Raw genomic sequence first — 17,252 nt, 5'->3', positions numbered from 1 at the left:
GAAGGCTTTCGAGTTGATCTACGGCGCAATGAAGTTCTCCATCGGCGGTTCGCTGAAACTCGCGTTCAGGCCGTGGGTGGAGGGCCTCGAGAACATTCCCGCGGAGGGGCCGGCGATCCTCGCGAGCAACCACCTGTCCTTCTCCGACTCCTTCTTCCTGCCGGCCGTGCTGGACCGGAAGGTGACCTTCATCGCGAAGGCGGAGTACTTCACCTCCCCCGGGGTCAAGGGCAAGCTGACCGCCGCGTTCTTCAAGGGCGTCGGCCAGCTCCCGGTGGACCGCTCCGGCGCCCGCGGCGCCGGCGAGGCCGCCATCAACAGCGGCATCGAGGTCATCGAACGCGGTGAGCTGTTCGGTATCTACCCCGAGGGCACGCGTTCACCCGACGGACGCCTCTACCGCGGCAAGCCCGGCGGCCTCGCCCGCGTGGCACTGGCCACCGGCGCGCCCGTGATCCCCGTCGCGATGATCAACACGGAGAAGATCCAGCCGCCCGGCAAGGTCATCCCCAAGCTCATGCGCCCCGGCATCCGGATCGGCAAGCCGCTGGACTTCAGCCGCTACCACGGCATGGACGGCGACCGCTTCATCCTGCGCTCGGTGACCGACGAGGTCATGTACGAGATCATGAAGCTCTCCGGCCAGGAGTACGTCGACATCTACGCGACGGCGGCCAAGCGCCAGATCGCCGACGCCGAGAAGGCCGCCAAGGACGCCGAGAAGGCGGCCAAGGCGGACAAGGCCGACAAGAGCGAGTAGCGGCGGGCGGTACCGCCCGTCAGGGGGGTGGGGGAGATGGCGAAACGCGAACGCGTCGTACGCATGTCGGTCGAGCAGCCGCTCTGGCGTGCCCTGACCGGCTACCGGCTGCTGACCATGGTCTACGCGGTGCTGCTGTTCGCCTCGGCGTACCGGGAGTTCCCGCACCCCTGGCCCGCGGCCGGATACCTCGCGGTCCTCGCCGTGTGGACGCTCGTGACCTTCCGCAAGGTCTCGAACGCCGCGAGCTGCACCAAGGGGTTCCTCGTCGCCGACCTCACCGTCGCCATCGTCGGGATCCTGCTGACGCCGCTCGTCGACACCCACGAGCGGATCATCGGCGGCGGTCCCACCCTCCCCACCATCTGGACGGCGGGCGCCGTCCTCGGCTTCGCCATCAAGGGCGGCTGGCGCTGGGCCTGCTTCGCCTCCACCTTCGTGGCCATGGCCAACATCCTCATCCACAGCGGCCAGCCCACCCGGGACACCCTGCACAACGTCCTGCTGGTCTGGGTCGCCTCCGTGGCCATCGGCTACGTCGTCGAGGTCGCCCGGGCCAGCGAGAACACCCTCGCCCGCGCCCTGGAGATCGAGGCCGCCACCCGTGAGCGCGAGCGTCTCGCCCGCGACATCCACGACGGCGTCCTCCAGGTCCTGGCCATGGTCCAGCGCCGCGGCTCCGAACTGGGCGGCGAGGCCGAGGAGCTCGGCAGGATGGCGGGGGAGCAGGAGGTGGCGCTGCGCACGCTCGTCTCCAGCGGCCTGGTGCAGCCCTCCCGGGTCTCCCGCGACGAGTCGCGCGGCGCGCTGGTGGACACGTACGAGGACGACGAGCCCGGCGCGGACGACGGCGAGCTGGACCTGCGCACGCTCCTCGCCCCGCACGCCGGGTCCCGGGTGAGCTTCGCCGAGCCGGGCACTCCGGTACCGCTGCCCGTGCCCGCCGCGAAGGAGTTGGCGGCCGCCGTCGGCGCCGCCCTCGACAACGTGCGCAAGCACGCCGGAGAAGGGGCCAGGGCCTGGATCCTGGTCGAGGACTGGGGCGACGAGGTGATAGTGACCGTCCGCGACGACGGCCCCGGCATCCCCGCGGGCCGCCTCGACCAGGCCGAGGGCGAGGGGCGGATGGGCGTGGCCCTGTCCATCCGCGGCCGGCTGCGCGACCTCGGCGGCAGCGCCGATCTGGTGTCCGTCCCCGGGCAGGGCACCGAAGTGGAACTGAAGGTACCCAGGGGCAGGACGGACAAGAAGTGAGCGAGCGAACCGACGTGAACAACCCGCAGCAGCCGCAGGAGCAGCGCGAGATCAGGGTGATGGTCGTCGACGACCACCCGATGTGGCGCGACGCCGTGGCCCGCGACCTGGCCGCCGCCGGCCTCGACGTGGTGGCCACCGCCGGCGACGGCCCCGAGGCGGTACGCCGGGCCCGCGCGGTCACCCCCGACGTCCTGGTCCTCGACCTCAACCTGCCCGGCATGCCGGGGGTGCAGGTCTGCAAGGAGCTGGTCGGCGCCAACCCGGCACTGCGGGTCCTGGTCCTGTCGGCCAGCGGCGAGCACGCGGACGTGCTGGAGGCGGTGAAGTCCGGCGCGACCGGCTACCTGCTGAAGTCCGCGGGCGCCGGTGAGCTGATCGACGCCGTCCGCCGCACCGCCGCCGGGGACCCGGTCTTCACCCCGGGCCTGGCCGGGCTGGTGCTCGGCGAGTACCGGCGCCTGGCCACCGACCCGGTGCCGACCGCCTCGGACGAGCCGAAGGCGCCGCAACTGACCGACCGGGAGACCGAGGTGCTGCGGCTGGTGGCCAAGGGGCTCTCGTACAAGCAGATCGCGGAGCGGCTGGTGATCTCCCACCGCACCGTGCAGAACCACGTCCAGAACACCCTGGGCAAGCTGCAGCTGCACAACCGGGTGGAGCTCGTCCGGTACGCGATAGAGGCCGGCCTCGACGACGCGTGAGCACCGCTCACGCGGCCGTCGATCGTACTTACGTCCTCGTACGAGTGAACGGGCGTACGCAACGCCCTGCGATTCCACCGGAATTGACCCTCCAGATCCCTTGCTGTGACCTGCGTCACCACTAGCGTGACCGTCATGGCGAAGGGAGATGCAATGAAGGTCGGAGTGCTGACCGGTGGCGGCGACTGCCCCGGGCTCAACGCGGTGATCAGGGCCGTCGTCCGCAAGGGCGAGCAGGAGTACGGCTGCGGGTTCGTCGGGTTCAAGGACGGCTGGCGGGGCGCGGTCGAGGGGCGGACCGTCCCCCTCGACATCCCCGCCGTCCGCGGCATCCTGCCCCGCGGCGGCACCATCCTCGGATCCTCGCGCACCAACCCGTTCAAGACGGAGAACGGCGTGCGCGACATCAAGGAGAACCTGGCCAAGTACGAGGTGGACGCCCTCATCGCGATCGGCGGCGAGGACACCCTCGGGGTCGCCGCCCGCCTCCACGAGGAGTACGGCATCCCCTGCGTGGGCGTGCCGAAGACCATCGACAACGACCTGTCGGCCACCGACTACACCTTCGGCTTCGACACCGCCGTCGGCATCGCGACCGAGGCCATCGACCGCCTGCACACCACGGCCGAATCGCACATGCGGGTCCTCGTCGTCGAGGTCATGGGCCGGCACGCCGGCTGGATCGCCCTGCACTCCGGGCTCGCCGGCGGGGCCAACGTCATCCTCATTCCGGAACAGCGCTTCGACGTCGACCAGGTGTGCGCCTGGGTGACCTCCCGCTTCAGGGCGAGCTACGCGCCGATCGTCGTCGTCGCGGAGGGCGCGATGCCCAAGGACGGCGACATGGTGCTGAAGGACGGCACCAAGGACTCCTTCGGGCACGTCCGGCTGTCGGGCGTCGGCGAGTGGCTGGCCAAGGAGATCGAGGCGCGCACCGGCAAAGAGGCCCGCACGACGGTGCTCGGGCACATCCAGCGCGGCGGCACCCCGAGCGCCTTCGACCGCTGGCTTGCGACCCGGTTCGGGCTGCACGCGATCGACGCCGTGCACGACCGGGACTTCGGGAAGATGGTCGCGCTGAAGGGGACGGACATCGTGCGCGTGCCGATCGCGGACGCGACGGCGAAGCTCAAGACGGTCGACCCCGCCCTCTACAAGGAGGTCGGCGTCTTCTTCGGCTGAGCCGCTTCCTCGGCTGAGCCGCCGGGCGTTGGCACACCATGGGCCGTATCGTGACGAACGGCCCATGGTCCTACGTACGGGAGTGAACGTGGAAATCCTGGCGTTCGGCGTGCAGGCGGACGAGAAGCCCATGCTCGAAGCCGCGTTCGCGGGCCTGCACGAGGTGCGCTGCCTGGACGTCTTCCTCACCGAGGACACCGCCCCCATCGCCGCCGGGTACGAGGTCGTCTCCTCCAGCGTCAACGCCGACCTGAACGGGCGGGTGCTGCGCATCCTGGCCGCCGGCGGGACCCGGATGATCGCCCAGCGCTCCACCGGCTTCAACAACATCGACCTGGACGTCGCGCGGCAGCTCGGCCTGACGGTGAGCCGGGTCTCGTACTACTCCCTGTACTCCGTGGCCGAGTTCGCCTGGACCCTCGCGATGGCCGTGAACCGGCGCATCGTCCGGGCCGCGATCCGGACCAGGGACTTCGACTTCCGCCTGGACGGGCTGATGGGCCGCGACATGCACGGCCGCACGGTCGGGGTGCTGGGCACCGGCAAGATCGGCGAGGCGTTCACCCGCATCGCCCACGGCCACGGCATGCACCTGCTGGGCTGGGACGTCGTGCGCAACCCGGCCTGCGTCGAGCTCGGCATGAAGTACGTGGACAAGGAGGAGCTGTTCGCCTCCTCGGACCTGATCAGCCTGCACGTGCCGCTGCTGGAGTCCACGCGCCACCTCGTCGACGCGGCGGCGCTGCGGCTGATGAAGGACGACGCGATCCTGGTGAACTCCAGCCGCGGCGGCCTCATCGACACCGAAGCCCTGGTCGCGGAGCTGCGCGCCGGACGCTTCACGGGCGTCGGCCTGGACGTGTACGAGGCGGAGGCCGGGATCTTCTTCGTGGACCGCTCCCTGGAGACCGTCGAGGACGACACCCTGGCCCGGCTGGTGACCTTCCCCCACGTCGTGGTGACCTCCCACCAGGCCTACTACACGACCGACGCGGTGAGCCAGATCATCGACACCACCGCCGCCAACGTGGCCGACTACCTCGCGGGCCGCCGCTCCGAGAACACCCTCGTCCCGGCCCCGCCGCAGACCCCGTAGCCCCCGGAATTCCGGTCCCGTTCACCTTCCCGTCCACGGCGGAGTTCCTCTGCGGCCCTACCCTCACGGTGTGGACATACCCGAGTGGGTGCGGTGGGCCTTCTGCGTCTTCGCCGCCGTGCAGCTGATCTTCGTCTACCGCGGCGTGCAGCTGCTGCGCCGGGCCGAGCCGGGCCGACGGACGGACCCGTGGCTCTCGCTCGCCGACGGCGTGGCGGGAGTGGCGCTGTCCGTCGGGCTGGCGCTCGGCTCCCTCGACGTGTTGCTGGCCGTGGGCCCGGTGCTGCTCGCGATCGGGGCGTGCAAGGTGATCAGGGCCCTCCTCGCCCGCCGCGCGGCGAAGCCGGCCCCGCCTTCAGGTGAAGGCGCCGTCCCCGCGGGGGACTAGGTCGCGCTCTCGGACCTTGCCGGGGCCCGTGGCGCCCGGCACCGCACCTGGCCCGGCCGGGAGCCCGGAACGGCCCCGGCCCGGCACCCGGCACCCGGCCCGCGGTCCGCAGGGGCCTCGCCCTCCGCGTGCGGGGCGGCCCCGGCGGCGCGGCCCGTGCCGTGGCCGGTGCGTGACCGGCGTCCCACGGGCGGGACGCCGTGGCGCGGTCAGACCGGAGCGGCCGTCACCTCCGCGACCAGCTCGCGCAGCAGGTCCGCGCCGCGCAGGGTGAGGACCGACTCAGGATGGAACTGGACCCCGGCGAAGCCCCCGGCCGGGGAGCGCAGGGCGTGGACCTCTCCCGAGGACCGGTCCCTGGCCACCTCCACCCCCCGGGCGGCCAGCCCGGCGGCCAGGTCCTCGTCGCAGTGCGCGGTGTACGTGTTGTAGAAGCCGACCACCTCCTCGGCCCCGAACAGCTCGATCCGGGTCTGCGCGCCCTGCGCCGGCTCCGCCTTGCGGACCAGCGGCAGGCCCAGCTCGGCAGCGAGCAGCTCGTGCCCGAGGCACACCCCGAGCAGGCCGTGGCGGTGCCCGGCCAGCAGTTCGGCGGTCAGCCCGCGCAGCAGCCGCATCTTCGGGTCGGCGGAGTCCGCCGGATTGCCCGGGCCGGGCCCCAGCACGATCGGCCCCTCCCAGGCCAGGGCGGCCTCCCGCAGTCCCGGCTCGTCGAAGCGCCGTACGGTCACCTCCAGCCCGGCCACCCGCAGCACGTGCGCCAGCATCGCCGTGAAGGTGTCCTCCCCGTCCACCACCAGCGCATGGCCCTCCGGAGCGGCCGGCCGCTCCTGCATCCGCAGCCAGAAGGGGGCCAGGTCGGCCCGCCGGGCGGCGAGGGCCGCCTGCACCCGCGGGTCGTCCGCCAGCCGCGCCCCCGCGGCGGCCGGCCGGGGTGCCGCCGGCCGTACCCCGAGCGCCGCCAGCACCCCCGCCGCCTTCGCGTGCGTCTCCGCGACCTCGCCCGCCGGATCGGAGTGCCGCACCAGCGTGGCGCCCACCGGTACCCGCAGCCGCCCGCCCCGGGCGATGTCGGCCGTCCGGATCAGGATGGGCGAGTCGAGGGTCTGCGAGCCCGCCGGGTCCAGGCCCAGCAGGGCCAGCGCCCCCGCGTAGTAGCCGCGCCCGCCGCTCTCGTACCGCTCGATCACCCGGCAGGCGTTCTGCACCGGCGAGCCCGTCACCGTCGCCGCGAACATCGTCTCCCGCAGTACCTCCCGCACGTCCAGCGAGGAGCGTCCGCGCAGCTCGTACTCGGTGTGCGTGAGGTGGGACATCTCCTTGAGCCGCGGTCCGACGACCACCCCGCCCCGGTCCCCGACCGTGCACATCATCTTCAGTTCCTCGTCGACCACCATCGACAGCTCCTCGGTCTCCTTGCGGTCGCCGAGGAAGGAGAGGAGCGATGCGGCGGTCGGTCCGGTGGCCGGATGACGGTACGTCCCGCTGATCGGGTTCATCACGACCGTGCCCCCGGACATCCGCACGTGGACCTCGGGGCTCGCCCCGACCAGCGTGCGCCCGCCCGTGTGGACGACGTACGTCCAGTACGCGCCCCGCTCGCCCTCCAGCAGCCGCCGGAACAGAGCCAGCGCGTCCGCCCGGCCGAAGCCGTCGATCCGGCCCTCGAACGTGCGCCGGATGACGAAGTTCGCCCCCTCGCCCCGGCCGATCTCGTCCCGGATCACCCGCTCCACCGTGTCCGCGTACGCCTCGTCGGAGATGTCGAAGCGGCCGTCCTCGACCCGTACCGCGTGCGCCGGCAGTGCGGCCAGCGCCTCGGCGAGCGGGATCTCGTACACCTCCTCGGCGACCAGAGCGCTCAGCGGCGTGCCGTCGTCGCGCACGTCGAAACCGCGCTCCCGGATCTGCCGGAAAGGCACGAGCGCGAGCGTGGGCAGAGGGCCGACGGGCAGGTCGGCGAGGTGCTCGGCCTCGTGGACCGCGCCGAGGAGCACCTCGACGGTGTCGTGGTCGCGGCCGGGGGTCCGCCGGCGCAGCAGGGCGAACGCCGGGCAGGAGTCGTCGAGCAGCCGGCCCAGCGGGCCGGGTACGTCAGGGCGGTTCGGTCGGCTGGTGTCCATGGCGGAGCGTCCTTCCGTCGGGGGAGGAGCGGCTCTCGCTGCCGGCGCCGGGGCCGGGAACGCGGAAGGCCGCCCCTGGGGGCGGCCTTCGCGTCGTGCGTGTCTTCAGGTACGCGCAGGAAGTGGGCCGCCGGGAGCGGGCCACCACCAGTTCTGGTTCGTGTGCGCATACATGCGGTCAACCATAGCCCAGACCGTCGCCGCGGCCCCGGTTCCGTCCCGGACCCGCGGGCTGAACCATGGATTCCGTTCCCTTGGGCGTCCACGGCCTTCGAGAAATCCGTCTCACGTTGTGGGCGGGGGGCCGGATGCCCCACGTAACGCCGTAATGTGTACGAGGTGACCGTGAACGCTGAAACCCAAGCCCCCGCCGCCAAGGCGACCTGGCGAGACCTTCCCGCGGCGCAGCAGCCTTCGTACCCCGATGCCGAGGCTCTGCGCGCTGTCGTCGCGGACCTCGAGTCGTATCCTCCGCTCGTTTTCGCGGGTGAGTGCGACCAGCTGCGTGCCCGTCTGGGAGCCGTCGCCAAGGGCGAGGCGTTCCTGCTCCAGGGCGGCGACTGCGCCGAGGCCTTCGACGGGGTCTCCGCCGACCACATCCGAGCCAAGCTCAAGACGCTGCTCCAGATGAGTGCCGTCCTGACGTACGCGGCCTCCGTGCCGGTCGTCAAGGTCGGCCGCATCGCCGGCCAGTACTCCAAGCCGCGCTCCAAGGACACCGAGACCCGCGACGGCGTCACCCTGCCGACCTACCGCGGCGACTCCGTCAACGGCTTCGCCTTCACCGAAGAGGCCCGCGTCCCGGACCCCGAGCGGCTGAAGCGCATGTACAACGCCTCCGCCTCCACGCTCAACCTGGTGCGCGCCTTCACCACCGGTGGTTACGCCGACCTGCGCCAGGTGCACGCCTGGAACCAGGACTTCGTGAAGTCCTCCCCGTCCGGTCAGCGGTACGAGCAGCTGGCCCGGGAGATCGACAACGCGCTGAACTTCATGAAGGCCTGTGGCACCGACCCGGCCGAGTTCAAGGCGGTCGAGTTCTACGCCTCCCACGAGGCGCTGCTGCTCGACTACGAGGGTGCGCTGACCCGCACCGACTCGCGCACCGGCAAGCTGTACGACACCTCCGGCCACATGGTCTGGATCGGTGAGCGCACCCGCCAGCTGGACCACGCGCACATCGAGTTCTGCTCGCAGATCGCCAACCCGATCGGCATCAAGCTCGGCCCCACCACCACGGTGGACGAGGCGCTGACGTACATCGACCGCCTGGACCCGGACCGCGAGCCGGGCCGGCTGACCTTCGTCGTCCGCATGGGCGCCGACAAGGTCCGCGACAGGCTCCCCGAGCTGGTCGAGAAGGTCACCGCCTCCGGTGCGATCGTCGCCTGGGTCACCGACCCGATGCACGGCAACACCTTCGAGGCGGCCTCCGGTCACAAGACGCGCCGTTTCGACGACGTGCTCGACGAGGTCAAGGGCTTCTTCGAGGTCCACAAGGGCCTCGGCACCCACCCGGGCGGCATCCACGTCGAGCTCACCGGTGACGACGTCACCGAGTGCGTGGGCGGCGGCGACGAGATCTTCGTCGACGACCTGCACCAGCGCTACGAGACGGCCTGCGACCCGCGGCTCAACCGCAGCCAGTCACTGGACCTGGCGTTCCTGGTCGCGGAGCTCTACCGCGACTAGTCGTCGAGATCAGTAGGTGCGTTCCTACGACTCTGGGGCGCGGATCGATGTGATCCGCGCCCCACTGTCGTACCCGGGGCTTTTAGGCCACCCTAACTTTGGGTACGGTTAGGTAAGCCTCACCGAATAGGGGAGGGCTCGCCGCACCGCTCAGCGCCAGGAGGTGAACCGCGTGTACGTCTGCTCTTGCTTCGGGATCACCGACAAGCAGGTCAAGGAACACGCGGCTGCCGGGGCCTGCACGCCCCGCCAGATCGCCTCGGCGACCAAGGCCGGCACCGACTGCGGCTCTTGCGTGCGCACCATCCAGGGCATTCTCGGCCGCGGGGCGTGCCCGCGCAGGGAGCTGCTGGAGAAGGGCGACGCGGTGTCCGTGCTCGCCGCCGACGCGCAGCCGGCACGCTCGCCCGAGCTGGCGGAAGCGGCCTAGGAACCGGCCCGGGGCCGGCCTGCGGCAGGTTCGGTGGAGGGTCTGGTGAACTCGGCTCGGGTCAGCTCGGCTGCTCGATGAGCTGCGCGATGTAGAGCGCCTCGCCCAGGGACTCGATGAGCTCCAGCTGGGTGTCGAGGTAGTCGATGTGGTGCTCCTCGTCCTCCAGGATGTCCTCGAAGAGCCGCGCCGACGTGATGTCGCCCTTCCCGCGCATGACCTCGATGCCCCGCTTCAGCCGGTCGATGGCCTCGACCTCGACCTGGCGGTCCGCCTGGAACATCTCGGTGATCGTCTGCCCGACGCGTACGTGGAAAAGGCGCTGGTAGTTCGGCAGACCGTCGAGCATCAGGATGCGCTCGGTGATCTTGTCCGCGTGCTTCATCTCGTCGATGGACTCTTCACGCGTGTACTTGGCGAGCTTGGTCCAGCCCTTGTTGTCCTGGATGCGGTAGTGCAGCCAGTACTGGTTGATGGCCGTCAGCTCGCCGGTCAGCTGCTCGTTCAGAAACTCAAGGACCTCGGGGTCGCCCTGCATCGCAGAGGCTCCTTCCAGGCAATGTCAGCTATGTGACGGGGCAGTTGCGCGCATCCTTGCACCGCCGCTGAGGGCCGTCCAGTAAGTGCCTCCTTAGTGGGAGTTGCCGTGACTTGCCCGAATCGGCCCAGACCTGGTCATGACCACCCTGCCCAGTCTGTCACCATGGAGTCATGGGTCAGCCGGAAAGCCGGGAATCTCCGGGAGCAGAGCAGCTGGAGCTTCCACCGGGGCAGCGGCTGCAGAAGGGCTGGCCCGTCACCCACTACGGTCCCGTTCCCAAGTTCAAGCCGGACCGCTGGGAGTTCCGCGTCTTCGGCGCGACCGCCGACGGTGACAAGCACTGCTGGAACCACGAGGAGTTCACGGCCCTGCCGTTCGCCTCCGTCGTGGCGGACCTGCACTGCGTCACGAAGTTCAGCATGCAGGGCGCCGAATGGGGCGGCGTGCTCGCCCGCGACGTGCTGGCCCTGGCGCCGCCCGCGCCGCAGGTCACGCACGTGATGGTGTGGGCCGAGTACGGCTTCAGCTCCAACCTGCGGTTGGCCGACTTCGCCTCCGACCGGACCGTTTTCGCCACCCACGAAGGTGGCGAACTGCTCACCGCCGAGCATGGTTTCCCGGTCCGGCTCGTGGTCCCGCACCTGTACGCCTGGAAGGGCCCCAAGTGGGTCCGCGGCATCGAGTACATGACCGCCGACCGCCGCGGCTTCTGGGAGGAGCGCGGCTACCACAACATCGGCGACCCCTGGCGCGAGCAGCGCTACTCGTACCAGGAGGAACCGGGAGAGGGCCCCGAGCTTTAGCAGGGCCCCACGGGCCCTTCCCTCAATGGTGGTACTGGTGGACGACCGCGTGCCCCTTGCCGCGGCCGATCATCCACTTGTTGACCGGGGTCGTGATCACGAAGGCGGCCGCCAGCGCGATCGCCAGGACGATCCAGAACATCGGGTCCGAGAGGTGCGCGTCCATCGCGCCCGGCCACAGTGCGATCACCCCGTTGTCGATCAGTTCCATGACGGCGATCGAAAGGGTGTCCGCCGCGAGCGCCACCCGGACGGCCGTACGCAGGCCGACGCCCGCGGCGAGGATCCCGCGCAGGGTGAGCGCGTAGCCGAAGAAGAAGGCGAGGACGATCGCCAGGACCATCGTCGGGACGTTCCCCCAGCCGAGTGCGGTGCCGATGACCATGCCGAGCACCTCGCCGATGGCGCATCCTGTGAGGCAGTGGAGGGTCGCCCGGGCGGCCATCGCCCAGCTGACCGGGGCGGAGGCGGAGGTGCCGTGTCCGTGCGCCTGTCCGGGTCCGGTTCCGTGTTCGTGCCCGTGGTGCTGGTGGTCGTGTCCTTCGTGCTTCTGCTCCATGACAACCCCCTGGTGGGAAAAGCCGGGTAGCGGTCCGTCGACTTGACCGAACCGTATACCCCCCTGGGGTATTCCTCAAGGATCAGTGGATCACTGGGCGCCGCGCAGCTCCTTCAGCAGCGCCACGTCCGCCGCATGCCCTTCCTTGCCGCCGGGCGTCTCGATGATCAGCGGTACGCCGTCCATCGCCGGGTGCGTGCACAGCTCGGCGAAGGCGTCCCGGCCGATGTGCCCCTGGCCGATGTTCGCGTGCCGGTCCTTGTGCGCGCCCACACCCTCCTTGGAGTCGTTCGCGTGGACCAGCTTCAGCCGGCCCTCGCCCACGGTGTCCACCAGCAGGTCCAGCATCACCTTCGTCCCGCCCGGCTCCGCCAGGTCGTGGCCGGCCGCGAAGATGTGGCAGGTGTCCAGGCAGATCCCCAGCTTCGGATGGTGGTCCAGCGCATCGAAGTACGGGCCGAAGTCCTCGGCGAGCGAGCACAGCGAGGAGCCCTGCCCCGCCGTCGACTCCAGCAGCAGGAACGGGTCGTCGTCATGCGTCAGTTCGTCCAGCAGCGGCAGCATGTGCTCCCTGACCTGCGCGTACGCCACCTCCCGCGGGCGGCCGCCGGTTGCCGAGCCGGTGTGGACGACCACCCCGAGCGCTCCGATCCGCCGGGCCCGGCGCAGCGAGTGGCGCAGGGACTCCACCGACTTCTCCACGGTGGCCGCGGTGTGCGAGCCGAAGTTGATCAGATACGGAGCGTGCACGTACGCGGGGATGTCCTCCCGCGTGCACTCCTCGCGGAACCGCTCGTCCTGCGCCGGATTGCCGACCGGGGTGGCCCAGCCCCGCGGATTGGCGACGAAGACCTGGACGGCCTCGGCGCCCATCTCCCGGGCGTACGTCAGCCCGACCGAGGCGAGGCCGCCCGCGACGGGGACGTGCCCGCCCACTGGATTGCGTACCACGTGCGCCTACAGCCCCTTGATCCGGATGGTGATCGTGAGGCCCTCGGCGGCGGTCTGCCCCGGCAGCACCGACTGCGCGTCCACGGTCCTGCTGAAGGTGATCAGCGGCCTGTCCACCTTCACCTTGAAGCCGGCGGCCTCCAGCGTCCTGCGGGCATCGTCCACGTCCTGGCCGACCACGTTCGGGACCGGCAGCTGGCGCGGGCCCTTGGACACGGTCAGCGTGACCGTGTCCCCGGCCGCCGCCTGGGTGCCGGCTCCGATCGACTGATTGGCGACCGTACCCGGATCCGACGGGGCGTTGACCTGCTCGGGAGCCGTCACGACCTTGAGGCCCAGACCCTCCAGAGTGCCCTTCGCCTGCTCGAACGGCAGACCCGTCACACCCGGTACCGGCACCGGCCGGCCCTTGCTGACGACGAACGCGACGGCGGTGTCGGGCGCCCGCTTCTCGCCCCCCGCCGGGTTGGTGCTGATCACCGAGCCCTGGGCGACGTCCTGGCTGAAGGCCTGCGTGACGACCCCGGGGGCCAGCCCGGTCCTGGCCAGCTCCTGCTTGGCCTCCTCCAGGGGCCTGCCCTTCAGGTTGGGCACGGACACGACCTCGGGGCCGCGGGAGATCGTGATGAGCACCGCGCCGTTGCCGCGGATCCGCCGGCCGCCCGGCGGATCCGTGTTCATCACCGTCCCGCGCTCGAAGGCGTCGCTGAACTTCCGGTCGACCCCCTTCACACCGAGGCCTGCCTCGGACAGCTGGGCGCGGGCCTGCTCCTCGGTCTTGCCGAGCAGGTTGGGGACCTTGGTGAACTGGCCGGAGTTGATGTACCAGACGCCCGTACCGATGCCCAGCGCCAGCAGCACGCCGACGACCACCAGCAGCACGCCGCGGCGCGGCCGCCCGGCGGGCGCCGACCGGTGCCCGGACGGAGCGGGCGGGTCCAGCGGCGGGGTCTCGAACCGCGAGGTGAGGTTCACGGGCTGCGCGTCCACCGGGCGCGGGATCACGCCGGTGCGGTCCTCGGTGGACGACCGCTCCACGGCGCGCGCCTGCGGCGGTACGGCGTCCAGCTCGGCGTCCGTGAGCTCGGCGCGGGCCTCGCGGGTGAGGCCGAAGAGGGCGGCGGCGTCGTAGGGGCGCAGGTCGGGGTTGCGGGCCGTGGCGGAGGCCACGAGCCCGTCGAGACCGACGGGCAGCCCGGGCACCGCGGCGGACGGGGGCGGGACGTCCTCGTGCAGGTGCTGGTAGAGCACCTGCGCGGGGGTGGCGCCGACGTGGGGCTTGGAGCCGGTGAGCATCTCGTAGAGGACGACACCGCAGGCGTAGACGTCCACGCGGGTGTCGGCGACGCCGTTCTCGATCTGCTCGGGAGCCAGGTAGGAGACGGTTCCCAGGACCGAGCCGGTGGTGTTGGTCACCGAGTCCACGGACCGGACCAGTCCGAAGTCCGCGACCTTGACCCTGCCGTCGTCGCCGATCAGGACGTTCTCGGGCTTCATGTCGCGGTGCACGAAGCCGGCCCGGTGGGCGGCGCCGAGGGCGGCGAGGACCGGTTCGAGGATGTCGAGGGCCGCCCGCGGCTGGAGCGCGCCGCGCTCGCGCAGCACGTCGCGCAGGGTGCAGCCGGAGACGTACTCCATCGCCAGGTAGACGTACGGCCCGTCCGTGCCCTGGTCGAACACGGCGACCACGTTGGGGTGCGCGAGGCGCGCCACGGACTTCGCCTCGCGGATGAACCGGTCGACGAAGGCGACGTCGGAGGCGAGCGCCGGATGCATCACCTTCAGGGCGAGGATCCGGTCCAGGCGGGTGTCGACGGCCCGGTAGACCGTGGCCATGCCGCCGGCCGCGATGCGGGCATCGATGCGGTAGCGGTCGTCGAGCACGCGCCCGACGAGGGGGTCTTCCAGGGTCGTATCCACCCGCCGATTCTACGAGCCGACGCAGGTACCCCGGCGGGGGCGGGTCTCGTTGCAGCGCAGCTGTGACGTGGGGAGGGGGCTGGGCGGGGCCTGCGCCCCCTCGGCACCCCCGCGCCGCCCCGGCGGTCTCCCACCCGTCCGAACCGGCCGTGACCAGCACGGTCGGGGGCGCAGGGCACGGCGGCGGGGCGAGGGGAGCGGGGCCGCGGGACGGTGGTGGCGGTGGGGGCGGGAGAGGCGGCAGGGGCCCGGGAAAGCGGAATTCTCGGAGGGCGGGGGCGAAGGAGGCGGGGGTCCGGGGGCGGCTTCCGGTTGGGGCGGGGGTGGGGGAGCGCGCGGCGGTGGTGCGGGAGCGGTGTTCCGACCCCGCCCCGCCGGAACCCCGCCCCTTCCGCACCGCCGCCGTGCCACTCGCCCCGGCTCGCCGCCCCCCATCACCCCGCTCCCGCCCCGCAGTCGGCAGCCGCACGCCCGCCCCGCCTCTCAGAACGCCGGGCGCTCCGGGTCCAGGGTCGCGCGGCCTTCCGTGGGGGAGGAGGCTTCGGCGAAGCGGCGCTGGGGGATGCGGCCCGCCCGGAAGGCGAGGCGGCCCGCCGAGACGGCGTCCCGCATGGCGGACGCCATCAGGACCGGCTCCTGGGCCCGGGTCACGGCCGAGGCCAGCATCACCGCCGCGCAGCCCAGTTCCATCGCCAGGGCGACGTCGGAGGCCGTGCCCGCGCCGGCGTCGAGGATCACCGGGACCGAGGCCCGCTCCGTGATGAGCTCGAAGTTGTGCGGGTTGCGGATGCCCATGCCGGACCCGATGGGGGAGCCGAGCGGCATGATCGCCGCGCAGCCCACGTCCTCCAGCTTGCGCGCGAGCACCGGGTCGTCGTTGGTGTACGGCAGGACGGTGAAGCCCTCGTCCACCAGGATCTCGGCGGCGTCCAGCAGCTCGACGCCGTCGGGCAGGAGGGTCCGCTCGTCCGCGACCACCTCCAGCTTGATCCAGTCGGTGCCGAGGGCCTCCCGCGCGAGCCGGGCCGTGAGGACGGCCTCGCCCGCGGTGAAGCAGCCGGCCGTGTTCGGCAGGACCGGGATGCCGAGCTTGGTCAGGACGGAGAGGACCGAGCCCTGCACCGTCGGGTCGAGGCGGCGCATGGCCACGGTGGTGAGCTCGGTGCCGGACGCGACCAGGGCGCGTTCCAGCACGTCCAGGCTCGGGGCGCCGCCCGTGCCCATGATCAGGCGGGAGGAGAACGTCCGGTCGCCCAGCGTGAAGAGGTCGTCGGCCATGCCGGTCAGCCTCCCTGGACCGCGGTGAGGATCTCCACGCGGTCGCCGTCGCCCACGGGGGTGGCCGGCCACTGCCCGCGGGGGACGACGGTCTCGTTGAGTGCGGCGGCCACCCCGGAGGGGGCCGCGGTCAGGGTGGCGACGACGGTGTCGAGCGTGGCGCCGGCCGCGACCTCGCGCGGCTCGCCGTTGACGGAGATGGTCATGCGTACGACTCCTGACGTGCGGCGGAGAAGCGGCGGGGGGTGAAGGGGCGCGCGATCCCGGGCAGTTCGCCGGTGACCAGCAGCTCGGCCAGCACCTCGCCGGTGAGCGGGGTCAGCAGCACCCCGTTGCGGTAGTGCCCGGTGGCCAGGTGCAGGCCGGGCAGGTCGGTGGGGCCCAGCAGCGGGGCGTTGTCGGGCGATCCGGGGCGCAGGCCCGCCCGGGTCTCGGTCAGCGGGAGCTCGGTGATGCCGGGGACCAGTTCATGGGCGTCGCGCAGGAGTTCGTAGACACCGCCCGCGGTGACGGTGGTGTCCCAGCCGAGTTCCTCGCTGGTGGCGCCGATGACGAGTTCGCCGTTCTCGCGGGGCACGAGGTAGACGTGGCTGCCGCGCACGACCGCCCGTACGGTGCGGGAGAGGAACGGCGCGTAGGCGGGGGGTACGGCGAGCCGCAGCACCTGCCCCTTGACGGGCCGTACGGGCGGCAGCACATCGGCGGGTACGCCCGCCAGCCGGCCGCTGAGCGAGCCCGCGGCCAGGACCACCTGGTCGGCGCGCAGCTCCGTGCCGTCGTCGAGGAGGGCGCCGGTCGCCCGGTCGGAGGTGGTGAGCAGCTGCTCGGCGGCCGCCCGGTGGATGCGCACTCCGGCGCCCTCGCAGGCGGCCAGCAGGGCGGCGGCGAGCCGGCGCGGGTCGACCTGGTGGTCGCCGTCGACGCGCAGGCCGCCGCGCACGCCGGGGGCGAGCATGGGTTCCAGGCGGCGGCACTCGCGGCCGGTGAGCCATTCGGGCTCCAGGCCGCAGCGGCGCTGGAGGGCGTGCAGTTCGCGCAGGTGGAGGCGGTCGTCGGCGTCGAGGGCGACGGCGAGGGTGCCGCAGGCGCGGTAGCCGATGTCCATCCCGCCGCTCGCTTCCGCGAGCTCGGCGGCGAACCGCGGATAGCGTTCGGCGGAGGCGAGGCCGAGGCCGAGGAGGGCTTCCTCGCCGTAGTGGAGTTCGGTGACGGGGGCGAGCATGCCGGCCGCCACCTGGGCGGCGCCGCCGCCGGGTGCCGGGTCGGCGAGTACGGTGCGCAGTCCGCGCTCCGCGGCCCGCCAGGCGGTGACCAGGCCGATGATCCCGCCTCCGACGACGAGGACGTCGGATCCCCGGTCGGTTTCCTTCCGAGATGAGTGCATGGGCGTCCAGCCCCTCCCTTCGCCGGCATGACCCGGATCAGGTTCGTACGGTCGGAGGCCGGCCAGCCTCCCTCTCAGCCCGGTGCGCCGGACTCCCGCGATAGGTACGGTGGCCAGACTATCCCGGTGGTGGACGGCGGGTAAGGCGGCACCTATTCCTGACGGAGCGTCAGATGATTAGGGTGGC

The 17,252-nt window shown here is 71.8% G+C and carries 17 protein-coding genes and 1 riboswitch; of the genes, 9 read left to right on the top strand and 8 right to left on the bottom strand.

The genetic code is table 11. The features are described 5' to 3' along the window. Positions 1–28: 28 nt before the first annotated feature. From E6U81_RS14685 to E6U81_RS14660, 6 genes are all read left to right on the top strand, one after another. A complete protein-coding gene (locus E6U81_RS14685; RefSeq protein WP_136230617.1) occupies positions 29–760 on the top strand; it encodes a lysophospholipid acyltransferase family protein in 732 nt (243 codons plus the stop codon). Between the two features lie 36 nt (positions 761–796). Then, the gene (locus E6U81_RS14680) at positions 797–2,014 is read left to right on the top strand and encodes a DUF5931 domain-containing protein (protein ID WP_136230526.1); all 1,218 of its coding nucleotides are present in this window, start codon (positions 797–799) and stop codon (positions 2,012–2,014) included. A gap of 59 nt (positions 2,015–2,073) precedes the next feature. Beyond that, the gene (locus E6U81_RS14675) at positions 2,074–2,718 is read left to right on the top strand and encodes a response regulator transcription factor (RefSeq protein ID WP_136230616.1); all 645 of its coding nucleotides are present in this window, start codon (positions 2,074–2,076) and stop codon (positions 2,716–2,718) included. Positions 2,719–2,871: 153 nt separating this feature from the next. Beyond that, positions 2,872–3,900, top strand: a complete 1,029-nt coding sequence (locus E6U81_RS14670; RefSeq protein ID WP_136230615.1) for a 6-phosphofructokinase — start codon at positions 2,872–2,874, stop codon at positions 3,898–3,900. A gap of 88 nt (positions 3,901–3,988) precedes the next feature. Beyond that, entirely contained in the window at positions 3,989–4,996 is a 1,008-nt protein-coding gene (locus tag E6U81_RS14665) for a 2-hydroxyacid dehydrogenase (protein WP_136230525.1), read from the top strand. 70 nt (positions 4,997–5,066) lie between these two features. Further along, positions 5,067–5,384 (top strand): hypothetical protein, encoded by a 318-nt coding sequence (locus E6U81_RS14660; protein ID WP_136230524.1) that lies wholly within the window; start codon positions 5,067–5,069, stop codon positions 5,382–5,384. A 209-nt stretch (positions 5,385–5,593) separates the two neighbouring features. Here E6U81_RS14660 and E6U81_RS14655 read toward each other — a convergent pair whose 3' ends face one another. Beyond that, on the bottom strand, positions 5,594–7,507 hold the full coding sequence (locus E6U81_RS14655) for an anthranilate synthase family protein (RefSeq protein WP_136230523.1): 1,914 nt from the start codon (positions 7,505–7,507) through the stop codon (positions 5,594–5,596). A gap of 339 nt (positions 7,508–7,846) precedes the next feature. Between E6U81_RS14655 and E6U81_RS14650 the strand changes: the two genes are divergently transcribed. Then, positions 7,847–9,199, top strand: a complete 1,353-nt coding sequence (locus E6U81_RS14650) for a 3-deoxy-7-phosphoheptulonate synthase class II (RefSeq protein WP_136230522.1) — start codon at positions 7,847–7,849, stop codon at positions 9,197–9,199. Between the two features lie 163 nt (positions 9,200–9,362). Then, on the top strand, positions 9,363–9,629 hold the full coding sequence (locus E6U81_RS14645) for a (2Fe-2S)-binding protein (protein WP_031153028.1): 267 nt from the start codon (positions 9,363–9,365) through the stop codon (positions 9,627–9,629). A 61-nt stretch (positions 9,630–9,690) separates the two neighbouring features. Here E6U81_RS14645 and bfr read toward each other — a convergent pair whose 3' ends face one another. Next, positions 9,691–10,167: a bacterioferritin gene (gene bfr, locus E6U81_RS14640; protein WP_031153026.1), complete on the bottom strand. Its 477-nt coding sequence runs from the start codon at positions 10,165–10,167 to the stop codon at positions 9,691–9,693. Between the two features lie 173 nt (positions 10,168–10,340). Here bfr and E6U81_RS14635 point away from each other — a divergent pair, with 173 nt between their 5' ends. Next, entirely contained in the window at positions 10,341–10,973 is a 633-nt protein-coding gene (locus E6U81_RS14635; RefSeq protein WP_136230521.1) for a sulfite oxidase-like oxidoreductase, read from the top strand. A 22-nt stretch (positions 10,974–10,995) separates the two neighbouring features. On the opposite strand, the gene E6U81_RS14630 is transcribed toward E6U81_RS14635, so the two are convergent. From E6U81_RS14630 to thiO, 6 genes are all read right to left on the bottom strand, one after another. Continuing rightward, positions 10,996–11,532 carry a DUF4396 domain-containing protein gene (locus E6U81_RS14630; RefSeq protein WP_136230520.1) on the bottom strand — a complete coding sequence of 179 codons (537 nt, stop codon included), beginning with the start codon at positions 11,530–11,532 and terminating at the stop codon, positions 10,996–10,998. A 90-nt stretch (positions 11,533–11,622) separates the two neighbouring features. Then, entirely contained in the window at positions 11,623–12,483 is an 861-nt protein-coding gene (locus tag E6U81_RS14625) for a deoxyribonuclease IV (RefSeq protein WP_136230519.1), read from the bottom strand. 6 nt (positions 12,484–12,489) lie between these two features. Beyond that, a complete protein-coding gene (pknB, locus tag E6U81_RS14620) occupies positions 12,490–14,403 on the bottom strand; it encodes a Stk1 family PASTA domain-containing Ser/Thr kinase (protein ID WP_136230518.1) in 1,914 nt (637 codons plus the stop codon). A 483-nt stretch (positions 14,404–14,886) separates the two neighbouring features. Further along, entirely contained in the window at positions 14,887–15,681 is a 795-nt protein-coding gene (locus E6U81_RS14615; RefSeq protein ID WP_136230517.1) for a thiazole synthase, read from the bottom strand. A gap of 5 nt (positions 15,682–15,686) precedes the next feature. Beyond that, entirely contained in the window at positions 15,687–15,887 is a 201-nt protein-coding gene (gene thiS, locus E6U81_RS14610) for a sulfur carrier protein ThiS (protein WP_136230516.1), read from the bottom strand. Beyond that, entirely contained in the window at positions 15,884–17,065 is a 1,182-nt protein-coding gene (gene thiO / locus E6U81_RS14605; RefSeq protein WP_136230515.1) for a glycine oxidase ThiO, read from the bottom strand. The genes thiS and thiO overlap by 4 nt, the downstream gene beginning before the upstream one ends. After that, positions 17,063–17,174, bottom strand: a riboswitch (TPP riboswitch). Its footprint overlaps the gene before it by 3 nt. Between the last annotated feature and the right edge of the window lie 78 nt (positions 17,175–17,252).

It is taken from the genome of Streptomyces sp. A0592, from assembly GCF_004795115.1.
Classification (GTDB): domain Bacteria; phylum Actinomycetota; class Actinomycetes; order Streptomycetales; family Streptomycetaceae; genus Streptomyces; species Streptomyces erythrochromogenes.
The sequence above is the reverse complement of the archived record's forward strand: the minus strand, read 5'-3'. Positions and strand labels throughout refer to the sequence as shown.

Bases quoted from the DNA above. Each gene is read 5' to 3' on its own strand.
- E6U81_RS14630 (WP_136230520.1), bottom strand. From the start codon at position 11,532: ATGGAGCAGAAGCACGAAGGACACGACCACCAGCACCACGGGCACGAA.
- E6U81_RS14685 (WP_136230617.1), top strand. From the start codon at position 29: ATGAAGTTCTCCATCGGCGGTTCGCTGAAACTCGCGTTCAGGCCGTGG.
- E6U81_RS14675 (WP_136230616.1), top strand. From the start codon at position 2,074: ATGGTCGTCGACGACCACCCGATGTGGCGCGACGCCGTGGCCCGCGAC.
- bfr (WP_031153026.1), bottom strand. From the start codon at position 10,167: ATGCAGGGCGACCCCGAGGTCCTTGAGTTTCTGAACGAGCAGCTGACC.
- E6U81_RS14655 (WP_136230523.1), bottom strand. From the start codon at position 7,507: ATGGACACCAGCCGACCGAACCGCCCTGACGTACCCGGCCCGCTGGGC.
- E6U81_RS14680 (WP_136230526.1), top strand. From the start codon at position 797: ATGGCGAAACGCGAACGCGTCGTACGCATGTCGGTCGAGCAGCCGCTC.
- E6U81_RS14615 (WP_136230517.1), bottom strand. From the start codon at position 15,681: ATGGCCGACGACCTCTTCACGCTGGGCGACCGGACGTTCTCCTCCCGC.
- E6U81_RS14635 (WP_136230521.1), top strand. From the start codon at position 10,341: ATGGGTCAGCCGGAAAGCCGGGAATCTCCGGGAGCAGAGCAGCTGGAG.
- thiO (WP_136230515.1), bottom strand. From the start codon at position 17,065: ATGCACTCATCTCGGAAGGAAACCGACCGGGGATCCGACGTCCTCGTC.
- E6U81_RS14670 (WP_136230615.1), top strand. From the start codon at position 2,872: ATGAAGGTCGGAGTGCTGACCGGTGGCGGCGACTGCCCCGGGCTCAAC.
- thiS (WP_136230516.1), bottom strand. From the start codon at position 15,887: ATGACCATCTCCGTCAACGGCGAGCCGCGCGAGGTCGCGGCCGGCGCC.